Here is a 21,998-nt window from a genome sequence, read left to right on the forward strand (position 1 = left end):
GGTCAGTTCAGCCCTCGTCCGCTTCCTCCGCCGCGATCTGTTCGTGGTGCCGCACCACCTCGCGGACGATGAAGGTGATGAACTTCTCCGCGAACTCCGGGTCCAGTTCGGATTCGGCGGCCAAGGCACGCAGCCGCTGGATCTGCTGCGCCTCACGGTCCGGGTCGGCCGGGGGAAGCCCCGCGGCGGCCTTCAGCTTTCCCACCTGCTGGGTGATCTTGAAACGCTCGGCCAGCAGATGGACCAGCATGGAGTCCATGTTGTCGATGCTGCCCCGCAGCCTCAGCAGTTCCCGGCGGGCGTCCTCGGGTTCCATCAGTGCACCATCACGTCTATTCGCTGGAAGGACTTGATGTCGGTGTAACCGGTGAAGGCCATGGCCTTGCGCAGCCCACCGACGAGGTTCATGGTTCCGTCGGGCAGGTGGGAGGGACCGTTGACCACCTCGGCCAAGGAACCGACCTGCTCGAAGAACACCCGCTCGCCGCGCGGCAGGGTAGCGTGCCACGCCTCCGGTCCCCAGTGCCAGCCGCGGCCGGGGGCCTCGGTGGCGCGCGCCAGCGGGGAGCCGACCATCACCGCGTCGGCCCCGCACGCGATGGCCTTGGCGATGTCACCGGACCTCCCGACCGCGCCGTCGGCGATCAGGTGCACGTAGCGCCCGCCCGACTCCTCCAGGTAGTCGCGGCGCGCCTCCGCGACATCGGCGACGGCGGAGGCCATCGGCACCTCGATACCCAGCACCGAGGCGGTGGTGTGGGTGGCACCGCCACCGAATCCGACGAGCACCCCGGCGGCGCCCGCGCGCATCAGGTGCAGGGCCATCCGGTAGGTGGCGCAGCCCCCCACCAGCACGGGCACGTCGAAGCGGTAGATGAACTCCTTCAGGTTGAGGGTGTTCTCGGCCTCGTCGACGTGCTCGGCGGAGACCGTGGTGCCGCGGATCACGAAGAAATCCACCCCGGCCCGTTCGATCACGTCCGCGAACTGCTGGGTCCGGGCGGGCGAAAGCGCGCCCGCCACCGGCACCCCCGCGGCACGGATCTCAGCCAGCCGGGCCTCAATCAGTTCCGCCTTGATGGGTTCGGCGTAGAGCTGCTGCAGGCGGCGGGTGGTGGTCACCTGGTCGGCGGGTTCGGTGAGCTGCTCGTAGGCCGGGGACGGATCCTCGTAGCGAGTCCACAGGCCTTCCAGGTTGAGCACCCCCAGCCCGCCCAGGCGCCCCATCTCGATGGCGGTGGCGGGAGACATCACCGAGTCCATGGGGGCGGCGACGATGGGGGCGTCGAAGGTGACGGCGTCGATGCGCCACCGGAGGTCCACCTCCGACTCGGAGCGGGTGCGCCGTGCGGGAGCGATGGCGACATCGTCGAAGGAGTACCCGCGGGTGGCGTTCTTGGAGCGGCCGAATTCGTACATCGTTTTCCTGTCAGCGTGACCAGTAGTTGGGGGCCTCAGCGGTGAGCTGGATGTCGTGCGGATGCGATTCTCGCAGACCCGCGGCGGTGATCCGCACGAACCGTCCGCGTTCCTGCAGCTCATCGATCGTGCGGGCACCGGAGTAGAACATCGACTGCCTGAGCCCACCGACCAGCTGATAGGCGACCGCCGCCAAGGGGCCGCGGTAGGCCACCTGCCCCTCGATGCCCTCGGGGATGAGCTTGTCGTCGCTGGTGACGTCGCCCTGGAAGTAACGGTCCTTCGAGTAGGAGGCCTTGCGGCCGCGCGCGGCCATCGCCCCCAGGGAACCCATGCCCCGGTAGGTCTTGAACTGTTTGCCATTGATGAACACCAGGTCGCCGGGACTTTCCTCGCAACCGGCCAGCAGCGACCCGAGCATCACCGAGTTGGCCCCCGCGACGATGGCCTTGGCGATGTCGCCGGAGTACTGGAGACCACCATCCCCGATGACCGGCACGCCGTGGGGCCTGGCGGCGCGGGCCGCATCGTGGATGGCGGTGACCTGCGGCACACCGACCCCCGCCACCACGCGGGTGGTGCAGATCGACCCCGGTCCGACGCCAACCTTCACGCCGTCGGCCCCCGCCTCGACGAGCGCCCGGGCCCCGGCGTAGGTGGCAACGTTGCCGCCGATGACGTCCACCCCGGCGGCGGCCGGGTCGGCCTTGATGCGCCGGATCATGTCGACCACGCCACGGGAATGACCGTGGGCGGTGTCGACGATGACGCAGTCCACCCCCTGCTCCACCAGGGCCATGGCCCGCTCCCAGGCGTCACCGAAGAAACCGACCGCCGCACCCACCCGGAGCCTGCCGGCGTCGTCCTTGGCGGCGTTGGGGTATTTGTCGGCCTTGACGAAATCCTTGAGGGTGATCAGGCCCTTGAGCCTGCCCCACGAGTCGACGATGGGCAGCTTCTCGATCTTGTTCTTCGCCAGCAACGCCAGGGCGTCGTCGTTGGAGATGCCGACGGGCGCGGTGACCAGGGGCATCTTCGTCATGACCTCGCTCACGGGGCGGGTGCCGTCGTCCTCGAAACGCAGGTCGCGGTTGGTGATGATCCCGAGCAGCATCCCGTCATCGTCCACCACGGGTAGCCCGGAGACGCGGTACTGGGCACAAACCTCGTCCACCTCCTGGAGACTGGCCCCGGGCCCGATGGTCACGGGCTGGGTGACCATCCCGGCCTCCGAGCGTTTCACCTGGTCCACCATGTGTGCCTGGTCGTCGATGGACAGGTTGCGGTGCAGGATGCCGATGCCGCCCTCCCGGGCCATGGCGATGGCCATGCGGGTCTCCGTGACGGTGTCCATGGCCGCCGAGGACAGGGGAACGTTCAACCGGATGTTGCGGCTGAACCAGGTGCAGGTCGCCGCCTCCGAGGGGATGACGTCCGATTCGTTGGGCTGGAGCAGCACGTCGTCGAAGGTCAGTCCCAGCGCCTCAAAGGGAGCCGGTACGCCGGAGGGGGTCAGATTCGCCACGAGGTTGCTCCTCCCAATTGATCTCAGGCGGCGAGTCTATCGCGCGCACCCGCGGGACGGGCGGATCACAGGGGTTCCGAGCACCCGCTACGCCCTGCCCCGGCTGCGCCCGTTCGGTATGTGCCAGCCGTAGCGAAGCCCCGTCATCCGGATGAGGAAGATCAGCGCCGCGGTGCCGAACATCCCGGCACCACTGGCCCAGCCCATGGTGGCGAGCCAGACGATCAACCCGCTGCCGAGCAGGGCCGCCACGACGTAGAAGGGGGAACGGCGACGGAAGACGAGCGGCACCTCGCTGGCCAGGACGTCTCGGAGGATGCCGCCGCCCACTCCGGTGACCACCCCGGTCAGTGTGGCCGCGGCGGGATGCAACCCGAAGGACAGTCCCTTCAGCGCCCCGTCGACGGTGAACAGGCCGAGCCCCACCGCGTCGCACAGCAGCAGCGGTATCCGCAGCCGTCTCCCGGTTTGCACGAGCAGCATCACGACCACCGCCGTCAGCACCGACAAACCCATCATCCAGAGATCCACCAGGGCCGCCACGGGAACGGCGCCGATCAGGAGGTCGCGGATCACACCGCCGCCCACGGCGGTGCAGCACGCGAGCGTGATGACACCCACGCCGTCCAGATCCCGGCGTTTCGCCTCGAGGGCCCCAGATGCCGCGAATGCCACCACTCCCGCCACCGATATCCCCCATCGGGCCAGCATCTCCAGATCCCAAACCACGGTCGGAGAGTCTAATCGCCCGGGATCCCGCATGTGGACGTTTTCCATTCCGCCGGAAATAACGAGGTGTAGGCTCCCGGCCGGGGAGCATCTCCGGAACAGACGAGTCCTGAAAAGAGGAGACCGGATGGCCCAGCATCGACGTCACCGGCGGCATGGCCCGCTGCGCCTGAACACCGAAGGAGATAACAATGGCTGATTTCCACCTAGCACCCACTACCCGCAGGCCGCAGGCCGAACGCGAGGCGATCCTCGCCTCCCCCGGGTTCGGATCGAACTTCAGCGACCACATGGTCCTGATCGACTGGAATCCGGAACACGGCTGGCACGATCACCGGATCGTCGGCTACGCCCCGTTCACCCTCGACCCGGCCTCGGCGGTGTTCCACTACGCCCAGGAGGCGTTCGAGGGTTTGAAGGCCTACGCCCACGAGGACGGTTCGATCTGGCGATTCCGTGCCGACGTTAACGCCACCCGGTTCCAGCGTTCGGCACGTCGCCTGGCGCTGCCCGAACTCAGCGTCGACGATTTCCTGACCGGCATCGACCGTCTCGTGGAGGTGGACCGGGACTGGGTGCCGCGCGGGGCGGAGCAGAGCCTGTACCTGAGGCCCTTCATGTTCGCCCACTCGGCATTCCTGGCAGTCAAGCCGTCGACCTCAGTAACCTACGCGGTCATCGCGAGCCCGTCCGGGGCCTACTTCGGCGGATCCGGGGTGCAGCCGGTCAAAATCTGGGTCTCCCGCGACTTCAGCCGAGCCGCTCCCGGCGGAACGGGTTTCGCCAAGTGCGGCGGCAACTACGCCGCCTCGATGGTGGCCCAGCAGGAGGCCGAGGCGGCCGGGTGCAGCCAGGTCGCCTTCCTAGACGCGGTGGAGCACCGCTACGTCGAGGAACTGGGTGGCATGAACCTGTTCGCCGTCACCGCCGACGGCCGCGTGATCACCCCGGCGCTCACGGACTCGATCCTGGAAGGCGTGACCCGCTCCGCGGTCCTGCGTCTCGCGGCCGATGCCGGCCTGGCCGTCGAGGAAAGCCGCCTCCCGCAGCAGGAACTCCACCGGGGCATCGACGACGGCAGCATCCGCGAGGTCTTCGCCTGCGGCACCGCGGCCATCATCACCCCCGTGGCCAGCTTCACCGACCCCGACGGCACCCACACCGTGGCGGACGGGCAACCGGGCACCACGACGCTCGACCTGCGCCAGCAGCTCACCGAGATCCAGTACGGGCGGCGTCCCGACCCCTACGGCTGGATGCACCGCATCGTCTGAGAAACACGAGGACAAGGCGCACCGGCCCTGGTCGGTGCGCCTTGTCGCGTCTTGGCCGCGCCCGCGGTGAACGCGCCCATCATCGTCATTCCGTAGCCGGCGCCGTGGGCGGTCCGGAACCGCGGGAACACCACCCGGGGAGCGAGTTGGCCGGGGTGGCGTAGGTTTGTGCCGTGACCAAGAAGGCCCGTCAGCGCACCCTCCCGGAGCAGCTGCGCGAACACCGGGTGGCCAGCACGACCACCGAGATCACCAACCTCCGGATCGACATGGCCGGCGTGGACCTGCTGGTCACCGACCGTTCCCTGCCCGCTTCGTTCCCCACCCTGCCGACGGAGGTGCTGCACCCATGAAACTGACCCTTCTGGGCGGCGGAGGTTTCCGCGTTCCGTTGATGTTCCGCACCCTGCTGGCCGACCAGAGCGACCGCCGGGTCACCGAGCTGAGGCTCTGGGACACCGACGCGGGACGCCTGGCCGTGATCCGTTCCATCCTGCAGGCGATGGCACAGGGTCATCCGAGAGCCCCCGAGGTGCGGGTGGCGCAGAACCTGGAAGAGGCCGTGGCCGGAACCGATTTCGTCTTCAGCGCCATCCGGGTCGGGGGCACCGAGGGGCGCGCCACCGAGGAGACCATCGCCCACTGCTGCGGGGTCCTCGGGCAGGAGACCACCGGTTTCGGTGGCTTGGACTACGCGCTGCGCGGCATCCCCACCGCCGTCCGGATCGCCGAGACGATCGCCCGGCTGGCCCCCGGGGCCCATCTGATCAACTTCACCAACCCGGCCGGGATCATCACAGAGGTGAGCTCCCGGATCCTGGGTGACCGGGTGATCGGGATCTGCGACTCCCCCGTCGGCCTGGCCCGGCGAGTACTCGACACCCTGGAGGGCGCGGGGCTGGTGGCCACGGGAACCGCCTCCCGGGTGATCGCAGGCGACGACCGGGTCCGGCTCGACTACGTCGGACTCAACCACCTGGGCTGGTTGCAGCGGCTGCTGGTGGACGGCGACGACGTGCTGCCGCTGCTGCTGGAACGCCCCGACCTGATCGAATCCTTCGAGGAGGGCCGTCTGTTCGGCGCCGGGTGGCTGCGGCAGCTCGGGTCGGTGCCGAACGAATACCTGCACTACTACTACTTCGCCCGCGAGACCCGAAGGGCCGACGAAGCCGTGGAGGCCACCCGGGGGGTGTTCCTGGCCGCCCAGCAACGCGACTTCTACGCCCGCGCCGCCACCCTGCCCGGCCCGGAGGCGTACGCGCTTTGGGAGGCCACCCGGTTGCGCCGCGAGGAAACCTACATGGCCTCCAACCGGTTGGCCGCGGGCGGCGTGGAACGCGACGCGGCGGACCTCGCCTCCGGTGGCTACGACCGGGTGGCGCTGGCGGTGATGAAGGCGATCGCCTTCGACGAGACCACCGACCTGATCGTCAACCTCCGCAACGGCGACCGGCTGCCACAACTGCCCCGCGACGCCGTGATCGAGGCACCCTGCCGGATCGGCGCCGCCGGGCCGGCGCCGCTGCCCGTCTCGCCGCTGCCGGAACACGCCATCGGGTTGGTGCAGTCGGTCAAGTACGCGGAACGCACCACCATCCGGGCCGCCCTGGAGGGCAGCCTGGATCTGGCCGTCGCGGCCTTCGCCCACCACCCGCTGATCGACGGTGTGGGTGTGGCCCGGGAACTGCTGGACCGCGCCCGGGCGGAGTTCCCGGAGCTCGGTTACCTGTCCTAAGGCCGGCATGCGCCACTTCGGCTCCGTGATCCCGGAACGCGTCGGGGCCCCGATCGCCCCGACCGCGTTCACGATCCTGACCCCGCGCACCACACCCGCTGAAGGAGAAACATGAAACTGCTGCTGATCGGCCTGGACGGGGTACGGATCGACGTCGCCGTGCCCTCGGTGATCCCCAGGAATCCGGCGTTCGCCGAACCCCACCACCCGGGCGACCCGCGGTTCGCCGCGGAACCCGCACCCGCGGATCGCCCCGAGATGCCACCCACCACATCCCCCGCCGCGCCGACACTGGCCCGGCTCGTCGCGGGCGGAGTGATCGCACCGGTGTGGATGACCCCACCCACCGACTCCGGGCCGGGCTGGTCCAACCTGCTGACAGGCACCACCCACGAGCAGAACAACGTGTGGCGGAACGAGTTCGTCGGGCACAGGCTGGCGGAATGCCCCGACGTGCTGTCCCGGATATTCTTCGCCGACCCGAGGGCCCGCACCTACGCCGCGGCCACGTGGGAAGCGCTGCTCGGAAGCTTCGGACCTGTGATCCAGCGCCGCATCGACCAGCAACGCACCGGACAACACAAGCTGTTCGTCCCCCACGACTTCACCCGCGGCTGCGTCAGCGCCGACATCGAGGTGCGCAGCCACGCCTGCCAGGTGCTCAACCACGAGGGCCCGGATGCGGCGTTCGTCTACTTCGAGGGGGTCGACGAGGCCGGGCACCGGCACGGCGCAGCCTCCCCCGGATATCGCAACGCCATCGGGGAGGTGGACGAGCACGTCCGCGCCCTCGTCAAGGCCGTGGCCGAACGCCACGAAGCACTCGGGGAACGGTGGCTGGTGGCGGTGACCACCGACCACGGGCACAACCCGGAGGGCGGGCACGGTGGGGACGAGATCGACGTTCGGCGCTCGTTCCTGATCCTGCACGCCTTCGACGCCCCGGTGAAACTGCCGGCTCGTCTCCTGGCGGACGGGCTGCCCAAGGCCCTGTACAGCCACGAGGTGACACCACTGCTGCTGGAGCTGCTGGGCGTGACCGGCGGCTCGTGGCATCCGGAACACGAGGTGGGGCTCGCCGTCGACATCCCCTCGGTGGGCCCGACCGGGAACCCGCCCTTCGAGTGGTGACCGGCGGGTGCTGCCCGGGCGGCTGCTCACCGCGGTAAAGGAGCGGGTGCCGGATGCGGTCGGCGTGGATGCACGAGGACGTCGGCACCGACGATCCGTCGCCGTTCCGCCCACCCCTGGGCTCTCCCGGGCGAACGCAATGTTCTGCGAACTGGCGCCGGAGGCCACGAAAAGGCCCCGGAACCTTGCGGTTCCGGGGCCCGTAGGGTGAGTCAGCTCACTTGTCCTCTTCGTCTTCCTTCTTCTCCACCACGAGGGTTTCGGTGGTGAGCAGCAGGGAGGCGATGGAGGCGGCGTTGGCCAGCGCGGAGCGGGTGACCTTCACCGGATCGATGACGCCGGCCTCGATGAGGTTCTCGTAGGCACCGGTGCGGGCGTTGTAGCCGTGCCCCGGCTCCAGGTCGGCGACCTTGGAGGTGATGACGTAGCCCGCCTCGCCGCCGTTCTCGGCGATCCAACGCAGCGGCTCCACCACCGACTTGCGGACGATGGCCACACCGACGCGCTCGTCGCCGGCCAGGCCCAAGTCGCCGTCGAGCACCTTGGCGGCGTGGATGAGGGCCGAGCCGCCACCGGCGACGATGCCCTCCTCGATGGCCGCGCGGGTGGCCGAGACGGCGTCCTCGATGCGGTGCTTCTTCTCCTTCAGCTCCACCTCGGTGGCGGCACCGACCTTGATGACGCACACACCACCGGCCAGCTTCGCGACGCGCTCCTGGAGCTTCTCGCGATCCCAGTCGGAGTCGGTGCGTTCAATCTCGGCACGCAGCTGGGCGACGCGGGCCGCAACCTCGGACTGCTCGCCAGCGCCGTCGACGATGGTGGTGTTGTCCTTGGTGACGACGATGCGGCGGGCGCGGCCGAGCACCTCGAGGCCGACCTGGTCCAGTTTGAGACCCACCTCGGGGGCGACGACCTGGCCGCCGGTGAGGATGGCGATGTCCTCGAGCATGGCCTTGCGGCGGTCACCGAAGGCGGGGGCCTTGACGGCCACGGAGGTGAAGGTGCCGCGGATCTTGTTGACCACCAGCGTGGACAGGGCCTCGCCGTCGACATCCTCCGCCACCACGAACAGGGTGCCCTTGGCGGCGATGACCTTCTCCAGCAGCGGGAGCAGGTCGTTCATGGAGGAGATCTTGCCGGAGTTTATGAGGATGTAGGGATCCTCCAGGACGGCCTCCATGCGGTCGGCGTCCGTGACGAAGTACGGCGAGAGGTAGCCCTTGTCGAACTGCATGCCCTCGGTGAACTCCAGCTCGGTGCCGAAGGTCTGGGACTCGTCGACGGTGATGACGCCGTCCTTGCCGACCTTGTCGAAGGCCTCGGCGATCAGCTCACCGATCTGCTCGTCACGCGAGGAGATGGTGGCGACGTTGGCCATGTCGGCGGTGGTGTCGACGGAACGGGAGTTCTCGTGGAGCCGCTCGACGACGGCCTCAACGGCCTTGTCGATGCCGCGCTTCAACCCGACGGGGTTCGACCCGGAGGCCACGGCGCGCAGACCCTCGTGGACCAGCGCCTGGGCCAGCACGGTGGCGGTGGTGGTGCCGTCGCCGGCGACGTCGTTGGTCTTGGTGGCGACCTCCTTGGCGAGCTGGGCGCCGAGATCCTCGTAGGGATCCTCGAGCTCGACCTCCTTGGCGACGGTCACGCCGTCGTTGGTGATGGTGGGGGCGCCCCACTTCTTGTCGAGCACGACGTAGCGGCCCTTGGGACCGAGGGTCACCTTGACGGTGTTGGCGAGGGTGTCGACGCCGCGCTCAAGCGAACGCCGCGCCTCCTCGTCGAACTGCAGAGTCTTTGCCATGAGTCACGCCTCGATTCAGCGGGAGACGACGGCGAGGATGTCGCGGGCGTTGAGCAGCAGGTACTCGGAGCCGTCGTACTTGACCTCGGTGCCCCCGTACTTGCTGAAGATGACGACATCGCCCTCGGCGACGTCGAGCGGGACGCGGTTGCCCTTGTCGTCGATGCGGCCGGGACCGGTGGCAACGACGCGGCCCTCCTGCGGCTTCTCCTTGGCGGTGTCGGGGATGACCAGCCCGGAAGCGGTGGTCTGCTCGGCCTCGAGCGGCTGGACGAGGACGCGGTCCTCGAGCGGCTTGATCGTGGTTGCCACGACAAACCCCTTTCTGTAGTTGTCCGGCGAGAGCCGGATTCAGTTCGGTGTCCGGTCCGGGCGTCGTCGCGGGTGCCACCCGGGTTGGCACCCGGGCCTACCGAGTGCCAGAAAAAGGCTATACCCCCGTTAGCACTCAATCAAGCCGAGTGCCAAGAAAGTGTCGGATCCGGACGCCTCACAGCGGGACCGCCTCGTCCAGCACCCGCTGCCTGAGGTCATGGCGCAGCGTGCTCTCAGGAACCAGATCCACCTCAGCGTCTACGAGTTCGGCGATGCGCGCCTCCAGGCGCCCGAGAGCGAGAAGTCCCAGCGGCCGCTTCATCTCGAACAGCAGGTCCACGTCCGAGTCCGCTTTCTCCGTCCCTGTTGCCACTGATCCGAAAACCCGAACACGCTTCCCCCCGGCATCATGGATCAGCCGCCGAATCTGGCCACTCGCCTTTCGAAGACGAAGCGCCAGCGGTGTCGTGCCATGGAATCGGAGCAACCGCGACACCTCCGGTTGGCTTCTGCCGATCTGCGCGGCGATCTCGGTCTGGGTCATCCCGGCCCGGGCGGCTTCCCGGACCCCGGCGACGAGTTTCATACGGGCCTTGGCCATCGCGGCATCGGACGATGCGGCGATCTCGGCCAACGACTCCTTCATGACGCAATTATAGCAATTGCTATATCTGGCACCACAGGCGTCGGTGAGCAGGTCAGCCCACCCGTTCGACCACGAAGGCCCTGGCTCCGGCGACGGTCCGGGCCAGCAGCAGGGTCGCCGACCCATCGCCCCTCGGTTTCAGTTGTTTCCGCAGAACGGCGGGGTCGACGTCGATGGCGCGCCGCTTGATCTCCAGCCGTCCGATCCGGTGCTGTTTGACCCACCGCCTGAGGGTGGTGACGTCGTGGTCGAGCACGTCGATCACCCGGTAGGAGGTGACGAAGGGTCCGCCGATCGGGGAATCGGAGGAGACATAGGCCACCCCGGGGGCCAGCAGCCAGCCGCCGGGCGCGGATTCGGCCACGAGGCCGGCGCGGATTACCGCGTTGTCGGGTTCGTGGATGAACCTCCCGGGCGGGGCGACGGGCAGCGGGGCGGCGCCCCCGGTCAGGACGTGGGGTTCGGGCTCTGACCTGGGGAACACGACCGCCCGGGGGCCGGGATCCGAGGCGTTGCTCAGCATCAGCTCGACCACGTCACCCCCCACCGACACCCAGGCCGCTCCGACGCCTTCCGGGATGAGTTGTTTCGGCAGCCCGGGGCCGAGTTTGACGAAAACCACCCGCTGCCCCCGCAGGTGGTCCTCCACCAGCGACCAGGGCGGAGTGAGGTCGGCGACATCCCAGGTCCGGCCCCGCGCGGTGCGGCGGGCCGGGTCGAGGAAAATCCCGCAGCCCTCGGGAACCCGGGCATCCTCGGCGCGCCCCACCGTCACCTCCCCACCCCCGGCCAGAGCCAGGTTGGCCCGGGCGAGGACGGCGGTAGCGGGGTCCGATTCGACGGCGTGAACCCCGAGGCCCGCCTCCGCGAAGGCCATCGCGTCGACCCCGATCCCGCATCCCAGGTCCCACACATCGCTGACACCGGCCTCGACGAACCGCGCGGCACGCCACCGGGCCACCACCCAGCGGGTCGCCTGCTCCAGCCCGTCGGGGGTGAAGAACATCCGGTCCGCCATGGGCAGTTTTTCCCGGGCCCGTCGCCGCAGGGCCACCTGGGTCAGGGCGGCGGCGGCCAGCTCCGGTGGGAAACACCGCCGCATCCGCTCTGCGGCACCGAGCGAATCCGGATCGGCCTCCGCGGCCGCCATCTCCAGGGCCAGGGCGCCGTCGTCGCTCAGAATGTCCACACACGCAGCCTAGGGGGTCCCCACCGGAAGCCGGCTGAGCCGGCCTGCGAGCATCCTCCCCGAAGTTGATTGAGCCGGCTTGCGAGCGTCAGCGAGCCAGCCGAGTCGAAACCAAGGTCTCCGTGGCCGGGTCTGTCGCTCAATCACCGGAGTGGTTTCGACACGGGCCGTTCCTTCGTCGCGGCCCGGCTCAACCAGCTTTACCCTTCCAAAGCCGGTTGAACCGGCCGTGTCGGAACCACCCGGTTCGCGGGAAACCTGCCGTCCGGTGCTCATCCGTGAGCCTCCTAGAATCTCCGCATGACCCGAATCGACGTGTGGTTGTGGAGCGTCCGGCTTTTCAAGACCCGTTCGCTGGCGACGAAGGCAGTCACCGGAGGGCACGTCCGGCTCAACGGTGACCCCGTCAAACCGGCGCACGCGGTCAGGCCCGGGGATCGGGTCACCGTGAAGGAGCCCGGCTGGACGCGGGAGTTCGAGGTGGTGGAGTTGCTGAACAAACGCGTCGGTGCGCCCATCGCACGGAAGGCCTACGTCGACCGCTCCCCCGAACGCCCCGCGTTCCTCAACGTCCCGGTTGCCAAGCGCGACCGGGGCGCCGGTCGCCCGACGAAGAAGGACCGCAGGGCCATCGACAGGCTGATGGGATCGGGGGATTGAAGGTTTCGGTTTCCCCGACCCGACCGGCCCGGGCCGGAAACCCCTACTGGTCCAGTTCGCGGGTGTCGAGTTCCGCGATCTCGTCGCCCAGCGCCTTCAGCAGGCGGTGGCGTTCCTCGCGGCGCCTGCGCTGCTCGATAGGGTCCGGAACGGGCGCAGCCGCCAGGAGACGCTTGGTGTACTCCTCCTGCGGGTCGAGCAGCACCCGCTGCCGATCCCCCTTCTCGACGATCTTGCCGTACTGCATCACGACGACGCGGTGCGCGAGCGAGTCGATCACGGCCAGGTCATGGCTGATGAACAGGCACGCGAACCCGAAGTCCCGCTGCAGATCGGTCAGCATTCCCAGCACCTGGGCCTGCACCGAAACGTCGAGAGCCGAGGTGGGTTCGTCGGCGACCAGCAGATCCGGGCTCAACGAAAGAGCACGGGCAATCGAGACGCGCTGCCGCTGACCGCCGGACAGCTCGTGCGGGTAGCGGTTGAAGGCGCTTCTCGGGAGTTCGACGGCCTCCAGCAGTTCATAGACCCGCTTCTGCCGCGACGCCTTGTTCCCGATCCTGTGCACCTCCAGGGGTTCGGAGATGACGTCGCCGACGGGCAGCCGCGGGTTGAGGGAGGCCGCAGGGTCCTGGAAGATCACCCCGACGCGGCGCCGCAGGCCCTTCAGGCTCTTGCCCTGCGAAACCTTCCTGCGGCCGTGTCCCTGGACCAGTTCCTGGCCGAGCACCTTAACGTTTCCCCCGGCCGATGGGATCAACCCCAGCAGGGCCCGGCCGATGGTCGACTTGCCGGAACCCGACTCGCCCACCAGGCCGACGATCTCGCCGCGTTTCACGTCGAAGGTGACGCCGTCGACGGCCCGGAACGGCTTGCGGCCCGCACGTTTGTACTCCACCACCAGTTCGTTGACCTCGAGGGCCGATTCGGCGTCCCCGGGTACCTCGCGCGGGGCGGAGCCGAACTGGCCGTGCCCCTCCCCGAGGTGGGGAACCGCGGCCAGTAGTTTCTTGGTGTAGGGGTGCTGCGGTTTGAGCAGCACCTCCTCCACGGTGCCGCGCTCCACGATGTTGCCTTTGAACATCACCGCGACCCGGTCCGCCATGTCGGCCACCACCCCCATGTTGTGGGTGATGAGCAGGATTCCGGTGTTCAGTTTCTCCTTCAGCGACCGCAGCAGGTCCAGGATGTCGGCCTGCACGGTGACGTCGAGGGCCGTGGTGGGTTCGTCGGCGATGATCACCTCGGGATCGCAGGCCAGCGCCATGGCGATCACCACGCGCTGCCGCATGCCGCCCGACAGCTCGTGGGGGTACTGCTTGACGCGTCGTTCCGCGTTCGGGATGCCGACGGCGTTGAGCAGGTCGATGGCCTTCTGCCACGCCTCCGCGCCGTGGGCGACGTTGTGCACCTCCATTGATTCGGTGAGTTGTTCACCGATCTTGATGACCGGGTTGAGGGCGGTCATCGGTTCCTGGAAGACCATGGCCACGCGGTTGCCACGCAGGCCACGCAGCTGCCGGGGGGTGAGTTTCGAGATGGTCTTGTCGGCCACCATCGTCTCCCCCGTGATACGGGCGGTCTTCGGCAGCAGTCCGAGGGCCGTGGTCGCGGTGACCGACTTGCCGGAACCGGATTCACCCACCAGGGCGACCACCTCGCCCGGCCTGACCGCCAAGGAGACGCCCTTGACGGCGTGGACCCGCCCGAACTCGGTGCGGAAGTTGACATCCAGTTCCTGGAACTGGAGCACCGATTCGGTTTCCTGGGTGGGGGGGATTGTCTCGTTCACTTCAGTGCTCATTTGTTTCTTTCCCCTCAATCCATCTGCTGCCGCGGGTCGAAGGCGTCACGCAGGCCGTCGCCGATGAAGTTGACGCACAGGGCGATGGTCAGGATGAACAGGCCCGGCCACCAGAACAGCCAGGGCCGGGTGTCCATGGCCTCCTGGTTCTGGGAGATCAGCAGACCCAGCGACGATTCCGGGGCCCGCACACCGAATCCCAGGTAGGACAGCGCCGTCTCCAGCAGGATGGCCGAGGCGATCAGCAGCGTCGAGTTCACCACGATGGTGCCAATGCAGTTCGGCAGGATGTGCCGGAAGATGATGCGCCAGTTCGAGGTGCCGATGGCCTTGGCGGCGTGCACGAACTCGCGTTCGCGAAGCGAGAGCACCTCGCCGCGCACCAGGCGTGCCATGCCGGTCCACACCACGACACCCAGTACCCCGGCGAGGACGTAGATGTTGGCCCCGTCGACCATGCGTCCCAGCACCGCGGCCAGCACCAGCAGCGGAATGATGATCACCAGGTCGGTGGCCCGCATCAGGATGGACTCGATGCGGCCCCGGAAATAACCGGCCGCACCGCCGATGAGGGTTCCGATCATGGTGGCGATCAGACCGACCATGAAGGCGATGATCACGGATTTCTGGGTGCCCTGCATCACCAGGGCGAAGTAGTCCTTGCCGATGGTGTCCTGCCCAAAGGGATGCTCGCCCAAGGCGAACGGCCAGAACCGCAGGGTGGGTTCTCCGTTGGGGCTGCCCTGGGGGAAGGCGTAGAGGTCGACGTGGTTCTTCGGCCACCATCCGGGCAGGGAACCCACACCCGTGGAGGTGAAGGCCAGCAGGATCACCAGGATCAGGATAGCGCTGGCGACCATCGCTCCCTTGTGGTGCAGGAAGCGACGCCACACCAGCGAGCCCTGCGAATAGGACTTGCCTCCCGCTTTGTCTAGGTCCTCGTCGAGGTCGTAGTTGGCCGGTTCCGGGGCGTTCTGCTCCGGGTTGGTCTGCTCGGACGTGGTCTGATCGGACATTTTTTCCTCGGATTCTTTGGCGCTCATCGGGAGATCCTCGGGTCGAGGAAGGCATAGGCGAGATCGGCCAGCATGTTCATCACCACGGCGGCCGTTCCGGTGACCAGGAAGAAGCCCATCACCCGCATCGGATCGGCTTCCAGCAGACCATCCTTGAACAGGGTGCCCATGCCCTGCCAGGCGAACACCGTCTCCGTGATGACGGCGCCGCCGATGAGGTTGGCGAAGTCGAAGGCCACGATGGTGGCGAGCGGGATCAGGGCGTTGCGCAGCGCGTGCCGGGTGATGACCTTGCGTTCGGAAACACCCTTGGAACGCGCGGTGCGGATGTAGTCCTGGTTCAGGACCTCCAGCATCGAGGCCCGCGTGTAACGGGTGTAGGAGGCGATCGAGATCAGGGTCAGGGCGATGGTGGGCAGCAGCAGGTGGGTGAGGCCGTCAATCGTCTCACCCCACCACGTGGTTTCCAGGTTCGGCGTGGACGCGCCGATGGTCGAGATCGGGCGACTCACCTTGGCCAGGTAGGCCGCCCAGTTGCTGAGCAGGAGATCGACCAGCGCCGCCAAGGAGGCGAGCAGACCCGTGATCGCCGAGGCGAAACTGGCCTGGCGCTTGGAGAAACCTCCCAGCAGTTGACCCGCCACGATCCCGACCCCGATGGCGACGGCCAGCAGGCCGAGCAGCAGCGGAATGGAGGGGGTCTTCATCAGGACCCCACGCAGCACGGAATAGCCGACGATACTCACCAAGGCGGTGGCTCCCACCGCGTTTCGCACCTTCTTGTTCTCGAAACCGCTGGTGAGCACGATCATCAGGGCACCGATGCCGATCACCAACAGGATGTAGACCGGGATGCCGACCGCGGGGCGGCGGAACCAGCGCACCGCGTCGAAGTAGATCATGATCCCGGCGAAGCTCACGGCCAGAGCCCCGAAGGTGATCAGGCGCCGCTTCCACGGGCCGCCGACGATCGCCGCGACGATGAAGGCGAGCACCAGGGCTGTCACCACTATCGCCAACGGTGTGAAGCGGGCCTTCTCTATCCAGTTGTTGAACTCGATGGCGGCGTACTGCTTCAGCAACACCGCGAACCAGAACACCGGAAGGGAGAAGAACACGAAGGCCATCATCGTGATGGCGTAGTCGAATCCGCTGTACTGCCGGATCGCGGTCAGGATACCCAGGATGACACCGGTGACGATGGCCAGGCACGTGGCCAGGATCACCAACCGGATCGAGACCCCGGCAGCCGACGCGATCAGGGCGTTGACGGATTGGCCGTTCGACGCGGTGCCCAGGTCACACTGTCCGTACAGGCACTTGGCGGCTCCTCCGAGCCAGTTCAGGTAACGCTCGTACCAGGGCTTGTCGAGCCCCAGGAGGAGAGTGCGCTGACGAATCAGGTTGTCCCTGTTGGGCGAGTTCGATTCACGCAGGTTCGCCAGCGGATCGCCGGCGTTGATCACCAGGATGAACATCAACAAGGAGCCCAGCAGGAGAACCAACAGCGAGATTCCCAAGCGTTTGGCAATGTACTTGATCACGAGAGTTCCTTTTCAGGAGGCTGCCGGGCCAACGCCTGGCTGACCCATAGCGCCAGATAATAGAGCACTTTCAGGCAACCCCGCGCCAGTCGTGGTCCAGGTTTTGGAACACTCGGTCCCCCTTCAACGGCCGAGGGGGTGGATGGCCGTGGCCATCCACCCCCTCGGTTTGGGCTCGGGGCAGATCAGTTCTGCATCAACGCATCTGCCACTGGAAGGCGTTCCAGGACACCGTGGACTGGGCCGCGGTGACCCTCACGTTGCGCACCTTGGAGTTCCACGCCACCACCCCGGGGTGGGAGTAGAGCGGGATGTTGAACAGCGTGTCCCACAGCTCCTTCTCGATTACCGTGGTCTGTTCCACCTGCTCCTTGGCATCGAGGGTGTTGGTCAGCTTGTTCCAGGCCTCGTCGACCTTGGGGTTGGAGTACTTGCCGTAGTTCTGGGGCCTGCCGGTCGCCTGGATGTTCTGGCCAGTGGTGATGAGCCCGGAACCGGCCCAGGCGTACAGCGCAACCTCATAGTCACCCTTGACTACCGCGTTCTCGAAGAAGTCCTGGGCGGCTGCATCCACAACTTCGAAACCGGCGTCCTTGCAGGAGGACTGGATGGCCGCGACGGTTTCCGTGCGCCGCTGGTTGCCCGCCTTGTAGCCGATGCGCACCTTGATCGGGGTCTGAATGCCACTCTCCGCGACCAGCTGCTTGGCCTTCTCGATGTCGACCTGGTCGTAGCTGCCGTCGTAGGACTTGGAGGTGACCTCCTGGTAGTTCTTCTGGAAGGGCAGGACCTCGCGGGCATTCAACAGCTGCGCGTCCTCTTTGATCGGCTTGACGAGCCGATCGAGGATGGTCTGGCGCGGCACGCAGCGCGCGAAGGCCTCACGCAGCTTCTTGCCACCCTGGGCGTCGGAGAAGACGTTGCTGTCACGGAAGTTGAAGTCCAGGTGTTCCCAGGTCATCTCCGAGGTGGTCGCCACCTGGACGGAAGAACCGATCCCCTGCAGCCGCTTGACGGTGTCGACGGTAGCCTGCGGACGAATCACATCCAGATCGCCGTTCTGCAGCGACTGGGACATCTGGTTGTCGGCCACGTAGGAGAACACCAGGTTCTTGGTTCCGGCCGGGGTACCCCAGTAGTTCGGGTTCGCCTCAAGGGTGAGGGTGGTGTCCTTCCAGCCACCCTGCTTCAGCTGGTAGCGGTTCGAGGACGGAATGAGGGAGGCGTCGGGAAGCTGACCGGGCTGGAAGATCCATCCCTCGTTCCAGAACTTGGCCGCCTTTTTCACGGTCTCCGCGTCACGGTTCAGGATGGCCGTTGCCAGGGCATCCGGCTCCAGCCCGGACTGCTTGGCCACGATGTGCGCAGGAAGGGGGCCGGACAGAACTGCCTTGTAGTCCGGGTACTGCCCCTTGAACTTGATGGTGAATGTCTTGGAACCCGCCTCGCCCTGCGGCCCCTCGGGGACATGCTCGGAGAAGGTCGTGGAGACGTGGTTGAACACGGCTTCCGCGTCCTTGTTCTGGCCGCTCGCCAGGCCAGGGACCAGGAACTCGGGGTTCTGGGCCGCCCAGTCCAGCAGGTAGTCGTTGATGGTGATCGGGGTGCCGTCGGACCACTTCGCGTTGTCGGCGATGGTGTACTTCACCTCGAGCGGATCCTGGCTCACCACCTCGGAGGTTCCGAATTCCTTGTCCTCGCAGACGGTGCCGTCGGTCCCGAAGTACCAGAAATTGCCGAACATCTGGTCGGCGACCACCGAGTTGTAGGTGGAGTAGGTGGCGTTGGTTACGTTGTTGTACCCGCTCCAGTTGCCGGGACCGGGGCTGTAGACCACCTGCCCGTCGGAGGTTTCCTTGATGCCCGCGTCGCGAATGCAGGGGTCGCCGCCTCCGACGACGGTCTCGGCTGCTCCGGGACTGCTGTTCTCGGCATCGGGATCCTCGCCGCTGGTGCAGGCGCCGAGCATCAGTGCTCCGCTCACCAGCACAGCCAGGGCCGCCTTGGTTCCCCTGAACTTCATGTTTTCTCCTTGTCGTGAGCCGACACCTGGTCCCACCACGGGACCAGTTGGCATCGGACCTTAGTAGTACCCGAAGTCGCTGAAAACCCCGGGGTACAGTTGTGGAACGGATTGTTACCTATCTGATACGTGGAAGTTCCCGTCAGACCACGATCCGATTGACGGGCAGCCCAGTCAGCGCGGAGAAGTCCAGCGACGACGGGGGCAGTCCCGCGCGCACGGCCGTCAACCCGACGGCGGCGATCATCGCTCCGTTGTCGGTGCACAGCCCCGGTCTCGGGCGCCGCACCGCGACACCCTCAGCGGCGGCCCGTTCCTCGAGCAGTCCACGCAGCCGCGAATTGGCGGCCACTCCCCCGCCGAGCAGGATCGTCCCCACACCGACCTGCCGGGCGGCGTCGAGGGTCTTGGCCACCAGCACGTCGGCAACGGCCTCCTGGAAGCTGGCGCACACGTCGCCCACAGGAACCTCCCGGCCCTCCAGCCGGGCGGTCTCCACCCAGCGCGCCACCGCCGTCTTCAAACCGGAGAAGGAGAAGTCGAAGCGGTGTTTCTCGAGGTCGTGGCGCGCCGTCAGGCCGCGCGGGAAACGGATGGCCGCGGGATCGCCATCGGCTGCGGCACGATCAATGACGGGACCGCCCGGGTAGGGCAGGTCCAACAGCCGCGCCACCTTGTCGTAGGCCTCCCCTGCTGCGTCATCGATGGTGGAGCCCAGTTCCTCGATGTCACGGGCCAGGTCGCGAACGTGCAGCAGGGATGTGTGGCCGCCGGAGACCAGCAACGCCAGGGCTGGCATCGGGAGAGGACCGTGGTCGAGGAGATCGACGGCGATGTGCCCGACGAGGTGGTTCACCCCGTACAACGGTTTGCCAAGATGCGCGGCGAGGGCCTTGGCGGCCGAGATCCCCACCAGCAGGGCTCCCATCAGGCCGGGCCCGGCGGTGACAGCGATGGCGTCAACCTCGGCCAGGTCCACGTCGGCCGCGGCGACGGCGCGTTGCAGGGTGGGCACGAAGGCAGACAGGTGCGCCCGGGAGGCGATCTCCGGCACCACTCCCCCGAAACGCGCGTGGAGGTCGACGGAGCTTGCGACCTCGTTGGCCAGCAACTGGTCGCCGCGGACGATGCCGACGCCCGTCTCGTCGCAGGAGGACTCGATTCCCAGGATCAGCGGTTCGCTCATTGAATCTCCTCCGTATTCATCCTCTTCCCCATGACCACGGCGTCGACGCCCCGTCCGTAGTAGTTTCTGCGCCGGTTCACCGGAACGAACCAGTTCGCGGCGTAGAACCCGATGGCCGCGGTGTTGTCGGAGGCCACCTCCAGCAGAACGTTTCCGGCCCCCTGCTCCGCGGCCCAGGCGATCCCGCGCCCCAGCAGCTTTCCCGCGATGCCCCGGCGGCGGTGTTCCCCCGCGACGACGATCCGGTCCAGGTCGGTGGTGTTCCCCGCGTGACGCCAGGACGCGCAGGCGATCACGCCATCGGGTGCGGTCTCAGCCACCTCCACGAGGCGGCCGTCAGCGCCGATCTCCTCCAGCCAGGAGGCCTCCGACCAGCGTTGCCGCGCCGGGAAGACCAACTCCAGCCGGGCCAGCGCGGGGGCGTCGGCGGGCACGGCGGTGCGGATGATCATCGAGGCGCCCTGAGGCGGGGCAGCGCCGACTTGCGGGTCCTCGGCACCGCGGCGTCCGCGGCCCGCAGGTAGAAGGGTTCCCCGTCGACGGACGGCAGATCGGCCCAGCGTGCCGCCAGCACCGCCGCATCCAGGTGACGTGGCCCGGCCGGGTCGTCGAGGACCGGGCCGGCCGCGGGCAGGTCCGGGATGGCCCCGGGCGCGCTCACCCGGGGTTCGCCGACGCGGATCCCGTCGTGGTAGAGCGCCCAGTAGAACTCCTTGCGGCGGGCGTCGGAGGCCACCACGAACTCGTCCGGCGCGTCCTGCCACTGGGCGGCGATCACATCGAGGGAACACACCCCGTGCAGGGGTCTGCCCGCCACCGCAGCCAAGGTGCGGGCGGTCACGACCCCGACGCGCAGCCCCGTGAACGGCCCCGGCCCCATGCCGACGGCGTAGGCGTCGATCCCGGTCATGGCGATCCCGGCCGAGGCGCACAGTCGCTGGATCAGCGGGGTCAGGGCCTCGCCGTGGGCGCGGGTGTCGGCCACCACCTCGGATACGACGGGCTCCCCGTCGCGGGCCAGGCCGACGGCCACGTGGTGGGAGGTGTCGATTCCCAATATCCAGGTCATGGGTTCCTCCTGAGGGCTTCCAGGGCACCGGCCCAGCGGGGACCGGTGCCGGTCAGGGTCACGCGCCGGGCCTCGTCGCCGATCTCGCGGTCGATGTCGATCTCCAACCGCTCGTCGGAGAGCCATTCGGCGATTCCCTCGCCCCATTCGACGAGGGTCACGGACCCGGGCAGCGTGGCGTCGAGGTCGATGTCGGCCAGTTCGTCGGCGCCGGCCATGCGGTAGGCATCCACGTGCACCAGGTCCGGGCCGCCGCCACGGGAGGGATGGATGCGCGAGAGCACGAAGGTGGGTGAGATCACGGGGCCCTCGACGCCGAGCCCCTCCCCGATTCCCCGGGCCAGGGTGGTCTTGCCTGCCCCGAGTTCTCCGGTGGCGATGATCACATCGCCCGCGCGGAGCAGACCCGCCAGCTCCACACCCAGGGCGTGCATCGCGTCTGGGGTGGGGACGGTGACGGCCACGGGCAGGTCGCGGCCGAGCACGATCCCGGAGGCGTTCTCCCGGAGCAGGCCGAAACCGTGCTTCCCCCACCAGTCCGCGAGCTCGGGGAACTCGCGGCGGCACAGCACCTCGACCCGCTTCAGACCCGCGTCCACCGCGAGCGATATGGCCCCTCCGATCATGGCCTTCGCGATCCCCCGTCGGGTCTCGCTGGGCAGCACGGAAACCCGGCGCAGCCTGGCGGCCTCCCCGTCGTGGGCGACCAGCAGGCAGCCGACCATGCGGTCGCCGTCGAGGGCGCACACCCCCCACCCCTCTGCCAGGGCGCGCTCCACGTCGGCGAGGGTGTCGGAAAGGGCGTCGGCGGGCGGGTCGACGGGGCGGCGGGCGGCGAAGGCGGTCCGGCTGACGCGCAGCATCCCGGAGGCATCTGCTGCTCTGGCCAGCCGCACCTGGATGGTCTCGGTCATGACGGGCAGATC

Annotated in this window: 21 protein-coding genes; 5 read left to right on the forward strand and 16 right to left on the reverse strand. The window is 67.9% G+C overall.

Features of this window, described 5'->3' with window-relative positions; translation table 11 throughout:
- Nucleotides 1-7: 7 nt before the first annotated feature.
- From EL272_RS10265 to EL272_RS10280, 4 genes are all read right to left on the reverse strand, one after another.
- Nucleotides 8-316: a chorismate mutase gene (locus tag EL272_RS10265; RefSeq protein ID WP_061788351.1), complete on the reverse strand. Its 309-nt coding sequence runs from the start codon at nt 314-316 to the stop codon at nt 8-10.
- Nucleotides 316-1,419, reverse strand: coding sequence for a GuaB3 family IMP dehydrogenase-related protein (locus EL272_RS10270; RefSeq protein WP_014847132.1), 1,104 nt, complete (start codon nt 1,417-1,419; stop codon nt 316-318). Before EL272_RS10270 ends, EL272_RS10265 begins: the two co-directional genes overlap by 1 nt.
- 10 nt (nt 1,420-1,429) lie before the next feature.
- Nucleotides 1,430-2,944, reverse strand: a complete 1,515-nt coding sequence (gene guaB, locus EL272_RS10275) for an IMP dehydrogenase (protein ID WP_014847133.1) — start codon at nt 2,942-2,944, stop codon at nt 1,430-1,432.
- Nucleotides 2,945-3,031: 87 nt separating this feature from the next.
- Nucleotides 3,032-3,673 carry a trimeric intracellular cation channel family protein gene (locus EL272_RS10280; protein WP_061788352.1) on the reverse strand — a complete coding sequence of 214 codons (642 nt, stop codon included), beginning with the start codon at nt 3,671-3,673 and terminating at the stop codon, nt 3,032-3,034.
- Nucleotides 3,674-3,864: 191 nt separating this feature from the next.
- Here EL272_RS10280 and EL272_RS10285 point away from each other — a divergent pair, with 191 nt between their 5' ends.
- The 4 genes from EL272_RS10285 (at nt 3,865) to EL272_RS10300 (ending at nt 7,813) form a co-directional block, all read left to right on the forward strand.
- Nucleotides 3,865-4,947, forward strand: a complete 1,083-nt coding sequence (locus tag EL272_RS10285) for a branched-chain amino acid aminotransferase (protein WP_061788353.1) — start codon at nt 3,865-3,867, stop codon at nt 4,945-4,947.
- A gap of 173 nt (nt 4,948-5,120) precedes the next feature.
- Nucleotides 5,121-5,300: a hypothetical protein gene (locus EL272_RS10290; RefSeq protein ID WP_061788354.1), complete on the forward strand. Its 180-nt coding sequence runs from the start codon at nt 5,121-5,123 to the stop codon at nt 5,298-5,300.
- Entirely contained in the window at nt 5,297-6,682 is a 1,386-nt protein-coding gene (locus tag EL272_RS10295) for a family 4 glycosyl hydrolase (RefSeq protein ID WP_061788355.1), read from the forward strand. The genes EL272_RS10290 and EL272_RS10295 overlap by 4 nt, the downstream gene beginning before the upstream one ends.
- Nucleotides 6,683-6,793: 111 nt before the next feature.
- On the forward strand, nt 6,794-7,813 hold the full coding sequence (locus tag EL272_RS10300; RefSeq protein WP_061788356.1) for an alkaline phosphatase family protein: 1,020 nt from the start codon (nt 6,794-6,796) through the stop codon (nt 7,811-7,813).
- A 217-nt stretch (nt 7,814-8,030) separates the two neighbouring features.
- Here EL272_RS10300 and groL read toward each other — a convergent pair whose 3' ends face one another.
- The 4 genes from groL to EL272_RS10320 form a co-directional block, all read right to left on the reverse strand.
- Complete coding sequence (groL, locus tag EL272_RS10305; protein ID WP_014847140.1) at nt 8,031-9,620, reverse strand: chaperonin GroEL; 1,590 nt, start codon at nt 9,618-9,620, stop codon at nt 8,031-8,033.
- Between the two features lie 15 nt (nt 9,621-9,635).
- A complete protein-coding gene (gene groES, locus EL272_RS10310) occupies nt 9,636-9,932 on the reverse strand; it encodes a co-chaperone GroES (RefSeq protein ID WP_014847141.1) in 297 nt (98 codons plus the stop codon).
- Between the two features lie 178 nt (nt 9,933-10,110).
- Nucleotides 10,111-10,581 carry a nucleotidyltransferase domain-containing protein gene (locus EL272_RS10315; RefSeq protein ID WP_014847142.1) on the reverse strand — a complete coding sequence of 157 codons (471 nt, stop codon included), beginning with the start codon at nt 10,579-10,581 and terminating at the stop codon, nt 10,111-10,113.
- A gap of 52 nt (nt 10,582-10,633) precedes the next feature.
- Nucleotides 10,634-11,770, reverse strand: coding sequence for a THUMP-like domain-containing protein (locus EL272_RS10320; protein ID WP_197720253.1), 1,137 nt, complete (start codon nt 11,768-11,770; stop codon nt 10,634-10,636).
- Between the two features lie 300 nt (nt 11,771-12,070).
- Here EL272_RS10320 and EL272_RS10325 point away from each other — a divergent pair, with 300 nt between their 5' ends.
- On the forward strand, nt 12,071-12,430 hold the full coding sequence (locus EL272_RS10325; protein WP_014847144.1) for an RNA-binding S4 domain-containing protein: 360 nt from the start codon (nt 12,071-12,073) through the stop codon (nt 12,428-12,430).
- Nucleotides 12,431-12,473: 43 nt separating this feature from the next.
- Here the strand turns inward: EL272_RS10325 and EL272_RS10330 are convergent, their stop codons facing one another.
- The 8 genes from EL272_RS10330 to tsaE all read right to left on the reverse strand — a co-directional run bounded on the left by EL272_RS10330 (nt 12,474) and on the right by tsaE (nt 21,986).
- Nucleotides 12,474-14,234, reverse strand: a complete 1,761-nt coding sequence (locus tag EL272_RS10330) for an ABC transporter ATP-binding protein (protein WP_061788357.1) — start codon at nt 14,232-14,234, stop codon at nt 12,474-12,476.
- 14 nt (nt 14,235-14,248) lie between these two features.
- Nucleotides 14,249-15,277 (reverse strand): ABC transporter permease, encoded by a 1,029-nt coding sequence (locus EL272_RS10335; protein ID WP_014847146.1) that lies wholly within the window; start codon nt 15,275-15,277, stop codon nt 14,249-14,251.
- Nucleotides 15,274-16,794 (reverse strand): ABC transporter permease, encoded by a 1,521-nt coding sequence (locus EL272_RS10340; protein WP_014847147.1) that lies wholly within the window; start codon nt 16,792-16,794, stop codon nt 15,274-15,276. Before EL272_RS10340 ends, EL272_RS10335 begins: the two co-directional genes overlap by 4 nt.
- Nucleotides 16,795-16,990: 196 nt before the next feature.
- Nucleotides 16,991-18,817 (reverse strand): ABC transporter substrate-binding protein, encoded by a 1,827-nt coding sequence (locus tag EL272_RS10345; protein WP_061788358.1) that lies wholly within the window; start codon nt 18,815-18,817, stop codon nt 16,991-16,993.
- Nucleotides 18,818-18,959: 142 nt separating this feature from the next.
- Nucleotides 18,960-20,003: a tRNA (adenosine(37)-N6)-threonylcarbamoyltransferase complex transferase subunit TsaD gene (gene tsaD, locus EL272_RS10350; RefSeq protein WP_014847149.1), complete on the reverse strand. Its 1,044-nt coding sequence runs from the start codon at nt 20,001-20,003 to the stop codon at nt 18,960-18,962.
- Nucleotides 20,000-20,455 (reverse strand): GNAT family N-acetyltransferase, encoded by a 456-nt coding sequence (locus EL272_RS10355; RefSeq protein ID WP_051015019.1) that lies wholly within the window; start codon nt 20,453-20,455, stop codon nt 20,000-20,002. Before EL272_RS10355 ends, tsaD begins: the two co-directional genes overlap by 4 nt.
- Nucleotides 20,452-21,072, reverse strand: coding sequence for a tRNA (adenosine(37)-N6)-threonylcarbamoyltransferase complex dimerization subunit type 1 TsaB (gene tsaB, locus EL272_RS10360; protein ID WP_061788359.1), 621 nt, complete (start codon nt 21,070-21,072; stop codon nt 20,452-20,454). Before tsaB ends, EL272_RS10355 begins: the two co-directional genes overlap by 4 nt.
- On the reverse strand, nt 21,069-21,986 hold the full coding sequence (gene tsaE / locus EL272_RS15470; protein ID WP_014847151.1) for a tRNA (adenosine(37)-N6)-threonylcarbamoyltransferase complex ATPase subunit type 1 TsaE: 918 nt from the start codon (nt 21,984-21,986) through the stop codon (nt 21,069-21,071). The genes tsaB and tsaE overlap by 4 nt, the downstream gene beginning before the upstream one ends.
- Nucleotides 21,987-21,998: the final 12 nt, after the last annotated feature.

This window comes from Arachnia propionica, from assembly GCF_900637725.1.
GTDB lineage: Bacteria > Actinomycetota > Actinomycetes > Propionibacteriales > Propionibacteriaceae > Arachnia > Arachnia propionica.

Excerpts from the sequence above, each read along its gene's own strand:
- EL272_RS10265 (WP_061788351.1), bottom strand. The coding sequence starts at position 316 with ATGGAACCCGAGGACGCCCGCCGGGAACTGCTGAGGCTGCGGGGCAGC.
- EL272_RS10270 (WP_014847132.1), bottom strand. The coding sequence starts at position 1,419 with ATGTACGAATTCGGCCGCTCCAAGAACGCCACCCGCGGGTACTCCTTC.
- EL272_RS10285 (WP_061788353.1), top strand. The coding sequence starts at position 3,865 with ATGGCTGATTTCCACCTAGCACCCACTACCCGCAGGCCGCAGGCCGAA.
- EL272_RS10295 (WP_061788355.1), top strand. The coding sequence starts at position 5,297 with ATGAAACTGACCCTTCTGGGCGGCGGAGGTTTCCGCGTTCCGTTGATG.
- EL272_RS10300 (WP_061788356.1), top strand. The coding sequence starts at position 6,794 with ATGAAACTGCTGCTGATCGGCCTGGACGGGGTACGGATCGACGTCGCC.
- groL (WP_014847140.1), bottom strand. The coding sequence starts at position 9,620 with ATGGCAAAGACTCTGCAGTTCGACGAGGAGGCGCGGCGTTCGCTTGAG.
- EL272_RS10315 (WP_014847142.1), bottom strand. The coding sequence starts at position 10,581 with ATGAAGGAGTCGTTGGCCGAGATCGCCGCATCGTCCGATGCCGCGATG.
- EL272_RS10325 (WP_014847144.1), top strand. The coding sequence starts at position 12,071 with ATGACCCGAATCGACGTGTGGTTGTGGAGCGTCCGGCTTTTCAAGACC.
- EL272_RS10330 (WP_061788357.1), bottom strand. The coding sequence starts at position 14,234 with ATGAGCACTGAAGTGAACGAGACAATCCCCCCCACCCAGGAAACCGAA.
- EL272_RS10335 (WP_014847146.1), bottom strand. The coding sequence starts at position 15,277 with ATGAGCGCCAAAGAATCCGAGGAAAAAATGTCCGATCAGACCACGTCC.
- EL272_RS10345 (WP_061788358.1), bottom strand. The coding sequence starts at position 18,817 with ATGAAGTTCAGGGGAACCAAGGCGGCCCTGGCTGTGCTGGTGAGCGGA.
- tsaD (WP_014847149.1), bottom strand. The coding sequence starts at position 20,003 with ATGAGCGAACCGCTGATCCTGGGAATCGAGTCCTCCTGCGACGAGACG.
- EL272_RS10355 (WP_051015019.1), bottom strand. The coding sequence starts at position 20,455 with ATGATCATCCGCACCGCCGTGCCCGCCGACGCCCCCGCGCTGGCCCGG.
- tsaB (WP_061788359.1), bottom strand. The coding sequence starts at position 21,072 with ATGACCTGGATATTGGGAATCGACACCTCCCACCACGTGGCCGTCGGC.
- tsaE (WP_014847151.1), bottom strand. The coding sequence starts at position 21,986 with ATGACCGAGACCATCCAGGTGCGGCTGGCCAGAGCAGCAGATGCCTCC.